The organism is Streptomyces phyllanthi (genome assembly GCF_009377205.1).
In the GTDB taxonomy this organism is placed as follows: Bacteria; Actinomycetota; Actinomycetes; order Streptomycetales; family Streptomycetaceae; genus Streptomyces; species Streptomyces phyllanthi.
In genome coordinates this window covers 1-10279 of record NZ_VJZE01000336.1, presented here as the reverse complement: position 1 = coordinate 10279, position 10279 = coordinate 1, and the positions used below count along the sequence as shown (strand labels likewise).

At 72.0% G+C, this 10279-nt stretch carries 11 protein-coding genes and 5 tRNA genes; 9 read left to right on the top strand and 7 right to left on the bottom strand.

The window, feature by feature from the left end:
- The first annotated feature begins 65 nt into the window (after positions 1-65).
- Together cobA and FNH04_RS33055 are read left to right on the top strand one after the other, a co-directional pair.
- Positions 66-1322 (top strand): uroporphyrinogen-III C-methyltransferase, encoded by a 1257-nt coding sequence (gene cobA / locus FNH04_RS33060; protein WP_152789534.1) that lies wholly within the window; start codon positions 66-68, stop codon positions 1320-1322.
- Between the two features lie 64 nt (positions 1323-1386).
- Positions 1387-2205, top strand: a complete 819-nt coding sequence (locus FNH04_RS33055; protein ID WP_322724532.1) for a TrmH family RNA methyltransferase — start codon at positions 1387-1389, stop codon at positions 2203-2205.
- A gap of 121 nt (positions 2206-2326) precedes the next feature.
- On the opposite strand, the gene FNH04_RS33050 is transcribed toward FNH04_RS33055, so the two are convergent.
- Positions 2327-3703: a serine/threonine-protein kinase gene (locus tag FNH04_RS33050; RefSeq protein WP_152789538.1), complete on the bottom strand. Its 1377-nt coding sequence runs from the start codon at positions 3701-3703 to the stop codon at positions 2327-2329.
- 197 nt (positions 3704-3900) lie between these two features.
- On the opposite strand from FNH04_RS33050, the gene FNH04_RS33045 reads away from it, so the two are divergent.
- The 4 genes from FNH04_RS33045 to FNH04_RS33030 all read left to right on the top strand — a co-directional run bounded on the left by FNH04_RS33045 (position 3901) and on the right by FNH04_RS33030 (position 6157).
- Positions 3901-4134 (top strand): hypothetical protein, encoded by a 234-nt coding sequence (locus FNH04_RS33045; RefSeq protein WP_322724530.1) that lies wholly within the window; start codon positions 3901-3903, stop codon positions 4132-4134.
- A gap of 241 nt (positions 4135-4375) precedes the next feature.
- Positions 4376-4582, top strand: coding sequence for a hypothetical protein (locus FNH04_RS33040; protein WP_152789532.1), 207 nt, complete (start codon positions 4376-4378; stop codon positions 4580-4582).
- 275 nt (positions 4583-4857) lie between these two features.
- Positions 4858-5790: a phosphotransferase family protein gene (locus FNH04_RS33035; RefSeq protein WP_322724528.1), complete on the top strand. Its 933-nt coding sequence runs from the start codon at positions 4858-4860 to the stop codon at positions 5788-5790.
- Between the two features lie 82 nt (positions 5791-5872).
- A complete protein-coding gene (locus tag FNH04_RS33030) occupies positions 5873-6157 on the top strand; it encodes a TFIIB-type zinc ribbon-containing protein (protein ID WP_152789531.1) in 285 nt (94 codons plus the stop codon).
- A 63-nt stretch (positions 6158-6220) separates the two neighbouring features.
- Here the strand turns inward: FNH04_RS33030 and FNH04_RS33025 are convergent.
- From FNH04_RS33025 to FNH04_RS33005, 5 genes are all read right to left on the bottom strand, one after another.
- A tRNA-Val gene (locus tag FNH04_RS33025) sits at positions 6221-6292 on the bottom strand.
- Between the two features lie 34 nt (positions 6293-6326).
- A tRNA-Val gene (locus FNH04_RS33020) sits at positions 6327-6398 on the bottom strand.
- Positions 6399-6435: 37 nt separating this feature from the next.
- Positions 6436-6507: transfer RNA gene (locus tag FNH04_RS33015), tRNA-Val, on the bottom strand.
- Between the two features lies 1 nt (position 6508).
- Positions 6509-6582 (bottom strand) — tRNA-Cys (locus FNH04_RS33010).
- A gap of 39 nt (positions 6583-6621) precedes the next feature.
- A tRNA-Gly gene (locus tag FNH04_RS33005) sits at positions 6622-6694 on the bottom strand.
- A 157-nt stretch (positions 6695-6851) separates the two neighbouring features.
- Between FNH04_RS33005 and FNH04_RS33000 the strand changes: the two genes are divergently transcribed.
- The 3 genes from FNH04_RS33000 to FNH04_RS32990 all read left to right on the top strand — a co-directional run bounded on the left by FNH04_RS33000 (position 6852) and on the right by FNH04_RS32990 (position 9705).
- Positions 6852-7988, top strand: coding sequence for a chorismate-binding protein (locus FNH04_RS33000; protein ID WP_322724526.1), 1137 nt, complete (start codon positions 6852-6854; stop codon positions 7986-7988).
- The gene (locus FNH04_RS32995; RefSeq protein ID WP_322724525.1) at positions 7985-8806 is read left to right on the top strand and encodes an aminotransferase class IV; all 822 of its coding nucleotides are present in this window, start codon (positions 7985-7987) and stop codon (positions 8804-8806) included. Before FNH04_RS33000 ends, FNH04_RS32995 begins: the two co-directional genes overlap by 4 nt.
- 74 nt (positions 8807-8880) lie before the next feature.
- On the top strand, positions 8881-9705 hold the full coding sequence (locus tag FNH04_RS32990; protein WP_152789530.1) for a GNAT family N-acetyltransferase: 825 nt from the start codon (positions 8881-8883) through the stop codon (positions 9703-9705).
- Between the two features lie 54 nt (positions 9706-9759).
- Here FNH04_RS32990 and FNH04_RS32985 read toward each other — a convergent pair.
- Positions 9760-10279: DsbA family protein (locus FNH04_RS32985; RefSeq protein WP_152789529.1), on the bottom strand; the 520-nt coding region annotated here is incomplete at its 5' end.

The window sequence follows — 10279 nt, the reverse complement described above, 5'->3', positions numbered from 1 at the left end:
CGTCAGGGGCGCTTCAGAGCCGCAGCACCCCACCCCCGAAAGCCCCGCAGGGAGCCGCACCTCTCATGGCCGAACACCCCGCCTACCCCGTAGGTCTCCGCCTCACCGGCCGCCGAGTGGTCGTCCTCGGCGGCGGACAGGTGGCCCAGCGCCGCCTCCCGGCCCTCATCGCCGCAGGCGCCGACATCCTCCTCGTATCCCCGGAGGCGACCCCCTCCGTCGAAGCGATGGCGGACACGGGCGAGATCACCTGGGCCAGGCGCCGCTACGAGCCGGGCGACCTGACGGACGCCTGGTACGCGCTGATCGCCACCAGCGACCCGGAGACGAACGCGCAGGCCTCGGCAGAGGCCGAAACGCGGCGCGTCTGGTGCGTCCGTTCCGACAACGCCGACGCCGCCACGGCCTGGACCCCCGCCACCGGCCACAGCGAGGGCGTCACGGTCGCCGTCCTCACCACGCGCGCGCGGGGCCGCGACCCCCGCCACACCGCCGCCATCCGCGACGCCGTGGTGGAGGGCCTCCGCGACGGCACCCTGGTGGCGCCCCACCACCGCACCCGCACCCCGGGCGTCGCCCTCGTCGGCGGTGGCCCCGGCGACCCGGACCTGATCACGGTTCGCGGCCGCCGTCTCCTCGCCGAGGCCGATGTCGTCATCGCCGACCGCCTCGGCCCGCGTGACCTGCTCGCCGAACTCCCGCCGCACGTCGAGGTGATCGACGCGGCGAAGATCCCGTACGGCCGTTTCATGGCGCAGGAGGCGATCAACAACGCGCTCATCGAGCACGCGAAACAAGGGAAGTCCGTGGTCCGTCTGAAGGGCGGCGACCCGTTCGTCTTCGGCCGCGGGATGGAGGAGGCCCAGGCTCTCGCCCAGGCCGGCATCCCCTGCACGGTCGTGCCCGGTATCTCCAGCTCCATCTCGGTGCCGGGCGCGGCCGGCATCCCGGTCACCCACCGGGGTGTCGCCCACGAGTTCACTGTGGTCAGCGGCCATGTGGCGCCCGACGACGAGCGTTCCCTGGTCGACTGGCCCTCCCTCGCCCGGCTGACCGGAACCCTCGTCGTCCTCATGGGGGTCGACAAGATCGGCAGGATCGCCGAGACCCTGATCGAGCACGGCAAGTCGCCCGCCACCCCCGTCGCTCTCGTCCAGGAGGGCACGACGGCCGCCCAGCGCCGCGTGGACGCGACCTTGGCCACGGTCGCCGAGACCGTCCGCACCGAGGACGTGAAGCCCCCGGCGGTCATCGTCATCGGCGAGGTCGTGAGCGTGGGCCCGAAGACCCCTGCGGTGGCGCACCCGGTCACACCCGAGTAACCCCGGGTAACACAACCCGTTCCCAGCCGTTGGCACCGCACCCAGGACAAGGCAGTATCACCCTGTGGCCGAACTCATCACCGTTGAGGATCCCGACGACCCGCGCCTGCGCGACTACACCGGCCTGACCGACGTGGAGCTGCGCCGCAAGCGCGAGCCCGCCGAGGGCCTGTTCATCGCCGAGGGCGAGAAGGTCATCAGGCGGGCGAAGGACGCCGGTTACGAGATGCGCTCGATGCTGCTGTCCGCGAAGTGGGTCGACCTCATGCGCGACGTCATCGACGAGCTCCCGGCCCCGGTGTACGCGGTCAGCCCCGAGCTCGCCGAGCAGGTCACCGGCTACCACGTGCACCGCGGCGCCCTCGCGTCCATGCAGCGCAGGCCTCTGCCGACGGCGCAGGAACTCCTCAGGACGGCCCGCCGGGTCGTGATCATGGAGTCGGTCAACGACCACACCAACATCGGTGCGATCTTCCGCTCGGCCGCCGCCCTCGGCATGGACGCGGTCCTGCTCTCCCCGGACTGCGCGGACCCGCTCTACCGCCGCAGCGTGAAGGTCTCCATGGGGGCGGTCTTCGCGGTGCCGTACGCGCGGCTGGACACCTGGCCCAAGGGCCTGGAGTCGGTCCGTGAGGCCGGGTTCACCCTCCTCGCGCTCACCCCGAACGAGAAGGCCAAGACCCTCGACGAGACGGCACCGCACAGGATGGACCGGGTCGCCCTCATGCTCGGCGCCGAGGGCGACGGCCTGTCCCGGCAGGCCCTGATCGCGGCGGACGAGTGGGTGCGCATCCCCATGGCCCACGGTGTGGACTCGCTAAACGTGGGCGCGGCGGCCGCGGTCGCGTTCTACGCGGTGGCGACGGGCCGCCCACAGCCCTGACCCGGAACACCGGCCGACGCCCACCCGGCCTGAGCGCCACCCGCTCTCCGGGCCGGGCTGCGAGCCCCACCCCTTCGCGAATCGACCTCGGGCGTCAGCCGCTCCGCGACCGGCCCGGGAGTCAGCCGCCCTCCGACTCCAGCGTCGACTCGTACCGCTCGCTCATCAACTCGCCCCGCAGAGGCTCGTACGGCTGCTCCTGCCGTACGTCCTCCCGTACGCCCCGGTCGCCGTCCAGACCGCGCGGCGGCCCCTGGCACCCCTGGGCCGCGGCGATGCCCAGGGCCACCAGCAGCGTGACCACGACGAACACGATGAGCCGCTGACGCAGCAGCCGCGGGTTGGCGGGCCGCCTGCCGGTTCCGTTGGTACGGGGTCCCGGGCGCCCGCCACCGCGGGACACGGGTCTGCCACCGGACCGGGCGGTGTTGCGCGGGGGCGTCGGACGGGCCCCGGACCCCGAGCCCGCTCCCGCACCCGACCGCGGGCCGCCGCCGGTCCGGGACGACGAGCCGCCCGTACGGGCCCCGCCTCCGGTACGCGGCAGGGGAGTGCCCTGTGGGCTCTGCGGGCGCCGCTGGGTGCGCTGCTCGGCGTACTGCTCCGTGATCCGCCCCGACGGCCGGTCGGGAGACGGACGCGGCGCGGGTGGACGGATGTCCACGAGCCCCTGGGTCTCGCGCGCGGCGATCTCCTTGAGGCGCAGCGACAGTTGGAGCGTGCTGGGCCGCTCCTCCGGGTCCTTCGACAGACACGCGCGGATCAGCGGGGCCAGCGCGTCCGGTACACCGTGCAGTTGGGGCTCCTCGTGCACGACCCGGTACAGCATGACCTCGGAACTGCCGTGCCCGAAGGGGGAGTCGGCGGTCGCCGAGTACGCGAGGGTCGCGCCGAGCGAGAACACGTCCGTGGCCGGAGTGACGGCCGCTCCGCGCACCTGCTCGGGCGCCAGGAACCCGGGGGACCCGACGGCCGTGCCGACATGGGTCAGTGTGGAGGCGCCCGTGGCCCACGCGATCCCGAAGTCGATGATCCGCGGACCCTTGGGGGAGAGCAGGATGTTGGACGGCTTCAGGTCACGGTGGACGACACCCGCCTCGTGCACGGCGACCAGCCCTTCGGAGAGGGCGGCACCGACCGCGGCGACGTCGGCGGCCGACAGCGGCCCCTCCCCGGCGACCTTGTCGTGCAGGGACGGCCCGGGCACGTACTGCGTGGCGAACCACGGCCGGTCCGCGTCCAGATCGGCGGCGACCAGCCGGGCGGTGCAGCCACCCCGGATACGCCGCGCCGCCGACACCTCGCGCGCGAACCGTGACCGGAACTCCTGGTCCTCCGCCAGGTCCGGCCGGATCACCTTCAGCGCGACCCGCTGTCCCCGCTTGTCGGAGCCCAGGTAGACAACGCCCATCCCGCCCGCGCCGAGCCGTCTGTGAAGCCTGAACGAGCCGACGACGCGCGGGTCCTCGCGCCTCAGGCGCATCATCGCCATGTTCATCCCCGCTGCCCGGTCCGTGTGACGTGGCACAGCTTACGTTTCCACGGCCGGGTCCGCGCAGAGGCCGCGCCCTCACGGCCCGATCGATTGTCAGTGCCGGGTGGGAAAACTTGAAAGGTGGTCAGGGAACAGGGGTTCGGGGCGGCGTTGGGCTGCCCATGACTCCAACGACCCGTCACAGAAGGGGGATTGAACCCGTGAAGGGTGACCGTGTGGAGATAGTCGTGGACGCCGGGGACACGACGCGCACCTACGAGGTGGTGGCGAGCAGGGCGGGCCGCCGGGTGGAGACGGCGGTACGCCGGGGTGTGGTGGAAGTGAGCGAAGTCACGCGCAACGGATCGGTGGTGCGGACAGCCCGTTTCATGGCGAACCGCGTGCTGGCCCTGGTGGAGCAGCCCGTTCCACGAGAGGACGGCCCGGAACAGTAGGGACACACCGGGCTTCCCCTCCGGGAAGACCCTGAGACCTAGGTCCCCGTCTCCACCCAGGGGAGTACGTCCCAGGTGATGGCTCATCCTCCGGGAGGCCCGTCAATCGGTACGAGGGCATGACGACCGGTACCCGCCGCGCGCCTAGATTTGAGGTCAAGCGGCGGGTGCAGCACTCGTCCCCCGAGGTCAGGCACCCGCCGCTGCCAACGACGAACACCGACAGGTCAGGAGAGGGACCATGGCCCACATGGCACCGCGGACGCTGGTCCGCACGCAGGGGCAGGCGTACGGCGCCTCGTTCCGCGCCCGCCGCGCGGGCCGTCGCCACCCCCTGGTGGCGACCGCGATGGTCCTCCCCCTGGCGGCCCTGCTCGTGTACGCCTTCGGCGGCTGGGAGGCAGTGGTCACACAAGCGTCGTCCGTGGGCGTGATGCTGGGGCGCTGAGCGGCGACCCCAGGCCCGGAAGAGCGGTCCGGGCGGGGACATCCACCCATGAAACCCCGTGGGGACGGGGGTGCGGCGGACGGCACAGACGCCCGCGCAGCTGGGGAGCTGCGCGGGCGTTGTTTTTGCGGCCGAACCGCCGCCGCTCTCGTGGACCTGGTTCTCGCCGTCGTGGTTCCTCAATTGATGGTTGCTGACGTCCTGGGCGAAAGACCTGGTGACGAGCTGGGTGCGTAGGCTCAAGAGCCAAGCCGACTACTGCCCCATGGAGCCCAGTGACAGCCGACGTACTGCCCGCCCTCACCGCCAAGGCGCGTGGTGCGGCTCATCCTCAAGGCGGGCCCTGCGCCCACGCCGACGCCGTGCTCGCCGAGCGGGACGACGGCACGGTGGTCCGGCACGGAGACACGGTCGCGAAGGCGCACGCGCCGGGAACGGACCCCTCGGAGCTGTCCTCCCGGCTCGGTGTCGCCACCGAACTCCCCGAGATCCTCTTGGCGCCCCTCCGCTCCACCTGCGTGGACCTCCACGGACGCCTCGTGACCTTCTGGCCGTACGGCACGCCGGTCGATCCCGAGGCTCCTGAGGACGCCCCCTGGGAGGAGGCGGCCGTGCTGCTCGCCCGGCTGCACAAGGTGCCCGCGCCCCCCGAACTCCCGCCGATGCGCGGCCCGGCCAAGGCGGCCCGGGCGATCGGGCGGCTCCGGGCGGCCGGCCCGCATCCGGCGGCCGGGCCGATCCTGCGGGCGTGGGCCGCCCTTCCGGACTGGGCCCGGGGGGAGGCCCCGATGCCGGACACCAGGACCCTGTGCCACGGCGACCTGCACCTCGGCCAGCTCGTACGGCACCCCACGCGCACCGGACCGTGGCGGCTGATCGACGTGGACGACCTCGGAGTCGGCGTACCGGCCTGGGATCTGGCCCGTCCGGCCGCCTGGTTCGCCTGCGGGCTGCTCCCGCCCGACGAGTGGCTCCGCTTCCTGTCCGCGTACCAGTGGGAGGGCGGCCCCGCGGTCCCGGCCGACGCTGATCCCTGGCCCGCCCTGGACGTCCCGGCCCGCGCCCTCACCGTGCAGACGGCTGCCCTGGCCGTCGCCAAGTCCGTGGCCGCGGGCCGGCCCCTGGACGAGGTGCAGCAGGCCGTGATCGACGCCTGTGAGCGAATGGTCACCGTCCCCCCGGAGTTGGCGCAAGGCTCCACGAAGTAGGGTGCAACCGACCGAAGCCGGGCAGTGTCTGTCCTGGCGAGACGCGAAGCAGCACCGAACGGCGGAGGAGTTGAGCCGAACCATGCAGTGTCCGAAGTGCCATGCGCCCATGCACACGTACAACCGCAACGGCGTCCAGATCGAGCAGTGCAGCGGTTGCCGTGGGATCTTTCTGGACTACGGCGAGTTGGAGTCGCTGACCCGGCTGGAGTCCCAGTGGACGCAGCCCGCACCGCCGCCCCCGGCCGCACCGCAGGCGTACCCGGCGGCTCCCGCCCCCGCCTGGGGCGCCCCGCACGGAGGCCACCACGGGCATTACGGCCACAAGCGCCACAAGAGCTTCGGCCACATGCTGTTCTCCAGCTGAGTTCCCGGCTGCGCCACACGAAGAAGCCCCCGGCCGTACGAGACGGCCGGGGGCTTCGGTGCGTGGACGATACTGGGATTGAACCAGTGACCTCTTCCGTGTCAGGGAAGCGCTCTCCCGCTGAGCTAATCGTCCTCGGGGTCACGGCCCGGGGGCCGTGGGTGCTGCGTGCGCGATACTGGGATTGAACCAGTGACCTCTTCCGTGTCAGGGAAGCGCTCTCCCGCTGAGCTAATCGCGCGGGTTCGGATCTTGTTCGTACGTGCTGAAAGATCCAGTGGACGATACTGGGATTGAACCAGTGACCTCTTCCGTGTCAGGGAAGCGCTCTCCCGCTGAGCTAATCGTCCTTGGAGGTGGAGACGGGATTTGAACCCGTGTAGACGGCTTTGCAGGCCGTTGCCTCGCCTCTCGGCCACTCCACCAGGAGTGCAGGGTCTTGGGAAGATCCCTGACTTCCTTCGAGCGGACGACGAGGCTCGAACTCGCGACCTCAACCTTGGCAAGGTTGCGCTCTACCAACTGAGCTACGTCCGCTTGTCGTTTCCGCTTCGCTTGCGCGTCGCGGCGACGTGATGAACTCTAGCGGATTCCCGGGCCAGTACAAAAACGCGTTTGTGCAGCGTGCTGCGGTACGTCCGCTTCAGGACCTGCTCGGAGCGGCCCGCGACGGGCCCGTCCTAGACTCGACTGCGTGCTCGACCTGCCACCTCTCGCCCGCTTCGGCGACCTCGTCGCGACCGGTCTCACCGATGTGACCAGTGATCCCGCGGCCCTGGAGTCCTCCGGCTTCTGGGCCGTCACGGCCGACTTCGAGGGGCGTCTGGTGTGCGCCCGCTTCCGTGACGTACGACGGGAGCCGGTGCCCGACGCCGTCCCCGGGGCGTGGAGCGGGCCCGCCGGGAGTGACTGGACGTCGTCCCTCGACCGCGCCGCGTACACGGAGGGGGTGCGGCGTATACGCGAGCACATCGCGGCCGGCGCCGTGTACCAGGCGAACCTCTGCCGGGTCCTGTCCGCGCCCGTCGCGCCCGGCGCGGACGTGGACGCGCTGACCGCGCTGCTGGCGCGCGGCAACCCGGCACCGTATGCAGGAACGATTCGCCTGCCCGGTCACGGCGTGGAGATCGCCACGGCGTCCCCCGAGCTCTTCCTGCGCCGTGAGGGCCGTGTCGTCGAGTCCGGACCGATCAAGGGCACCGGGCGCACGGAGGCCGATCTCCTGGAGAAGGACCACGCCGAGAACGTGATGATCGTGGACCTGGTCCGCAACGACATCGGCCGGGTCTGCGCCACGGGTTCCGTGACCGTCCCGGAGCTGTGCGTCGTAGAGAAGCACCCGGGCCTCGTCCACCTCGTCTCCACCGTGCGCGGCGAACTGCGCGACGGCGCCGGCTGGCCCGAGTTGCTGGCCGCGGCCTTCCCGCCCGGCTCCGTCACCGGCGCCCCCAAGTCCAGCGCCCTGCGGATCCTCGCCGCCCTGGAGACGGCGCCGCGCGGCCCGTACTGCGGCGGTATCGGCTGGGTCGACGCCGACCGGCAGGCCGGGGAGCTGGCCGTCGGCATCCGCACCTTCTGGATCGACCGCGAGGAAGGCGTACTGCGCTTCGGTACGGGCGCCGGCATCACCTGGGGGTCGGACCCCGGGGCGGAGTGGCGGGAGACCGAGCTGAAGGCGGCCAGGCTGCTCGCGGTAGCGTCGGGGGAGTACGGGGCGAGTGGGAGGACCGTTACGGGCTGTGCTCATCCGGGGGACAACCCCCGGACCCCCGGCCGAAGAGACACGTCGGACGACGCATCCGACACTTTCCCGCGAGGTAGGAATCAGTGAAGATCTGGCTCGACGGCGGACTGCAGCACATCGAGGCCGCCCGCGTCTCCGTCCTCGACCACGGGCTGACCGTGGGCGACGGCGTCTTCGAGACCGTCAAGGCGGTCGAGGGGCGGCCGTTCGCGCTGACCCGCCATCTCGACCGGCTGGCCCGCTCGGCCCGCGGCCTCGGACTGCCGGAGCCCGACCTCGACGAGGCGCGCCGCGCCTGCGGCGCCGTTCTGGAGGCCAACCCGATGCCGTTCGGCCGCCTCCGCATCACGTACACCGGTGGTGTCTCCCCGCTCGGCTCCGAGCGCGGCGACCACGGGCCCACGCTCGTCGTCGCCCTCGGTGAGGCCCACCGGCGCCCCGACTCCACCGCCGTGGTCACCGTCCCGTGGACACGCAACGAGCGCGGCGCCCTCACCGGCCTCAAGACCACCTCGTACGCCGAGAACGTCGTCGCCCTGGCCCGCGCGCGCGAACAGGGCGCGTCCGAGGCCTTGTTCGCCAACACGGTCGGGCAGCTGTGCGAAGGCACGGGCTCGAACGTCTTCGTGGTCCTCGACGGCGAGATCCACACCCCACCGGTCGACTCCGGCTGCCTCGCGGGCATCACGCGCGCGCTCACCGTCGAGTGGACGGGCGCCCGGGAGACCGAGCTGCCACTGGACGTCCTGGACCGCGCCGACGAGGTCTTCCTGACGTCCACCCTGCGCGACATCCAGTCCGTCCACCGGGTCGACGCCCGCGAACTCCCGGGCGCGCCGGGCCCGGTGACCGTCAAGGCGATGCGGATCTTCGACGAGCGGGCCGGGAACGACCTCGATCCGTAGAGCCCCGCGACTCTCCGGCGGAGCCTTGCGATTCTCGGATGACGACGGGCCGTGGCGCGGGTAGAACACCCCTGATGACCACCACCCTGCGGCCGACCGAGCCGCTTCAGCACGCCGCGGACGGAACGCGTTCACGCCACTACCAGGTGTGCGTGAACAGCCGTCCCGTGGGCGGCATACGCCTCATCACGCGCGCCGAGCACGGGTCCTCCGTCGCTCGTATCGAAGAGTTGCGCATCGACGAGCCCGACCGCAGGGGCGGCCGGGGCACGGTGGCCGTGCTCGCCGCCGAGGAAGTGCTGCGCGGCTGGGGCTGCCGGCGGATCGAGGTCTCCGTGCCCGACGACGCCGGTGCCGCGCTCCGGCTCGCCACGGCGCTCGGGTACGTGCCGCTCTCCCGGCACATGACCAAGCGCCTCGACGGCACCCCGCCCGAACTGCCCGCGGGCAGTGCCGCCCGTCGTATGACCGAGGCGGAGTACGGTGCCTGGCGCGATCACGAGCGCGAGGAGTTCGCCCGCAGCCTGGTCGGGACGGGCATCCCCGCCACTGAGGCGTACGCGAGGGCGGACGGGGGGCTCGCGAAGTACCTGGCGGACGGTCTGGCCACGGAGAACACCCTGATCAGCGTCCTGGAGCACGAAGGGACCCGGGTGGGCGTCCTGTGGCTGGGGCTGTGGCCCGAAACGGCGTACGTGCTGGAGGTGGAGGCCGAAGCGGAACACCGGGGGCGGGGGCACGGCCGTACCCTCATGCTCCTCGCCGAGGAGCAGGCGGCGACGGGCGGCAGGGACCGCGTGTCCCTCAACGTCTTCGCGGGCAACACCCCCGCCGAGCGGCTCTACGAGTCACTGGGGTACCGGACGACCGCGCACCACTTCTACAAGCAGCTGCTCTGAGGCGTACGCGGTCACGCGGGCCCTGGCGGAGCCCCGCCGGGTGCCGGACGAGCCCTACGAGGCAGGCGCGCTCTCGGCCAGCAGCCGGTCGGCGATCTTCTCGATGCGCTCGCGCAGACCCTCCTGGCTCTTGCCGCCGTCGAGTCGTTCACCGCCGATGACATACGTCGGGGTGCCGGTCACGCCGATCGCCTTGCCCTCGGCCTGGTCGGCGTCCACGATCAGGATGTGCCGGCCGTCGATCAGCGCGGTGTCGAACTCCTCGGCGTCGAGGCCCAGTTCACGGGCGACCTCGACGAGGAAGGGCTCGCCCTTGCGGCCCAGCTCCTCGACCCGGCCCAGAACGGCCTCGACGTACGGCCACACCCCGCCCTGTTCCGCGGCCTCCTCGGCGGCCTGCGCGGCGGCGAAGGAGTGCTTGTGCTTCTCCAGCGGGAAGTGCCGCAGCCGCAGTTCCAGCCGGTCGCCGTAGCGGGCGCGCAGCGCGCGGAGGTCGTCGAGGGCGCTGCGGCAGTCCGGACACTGGAGTTCGCACCAGACGTCCAGGACCACGGGGGCGGGGCCGGCGGGGGAG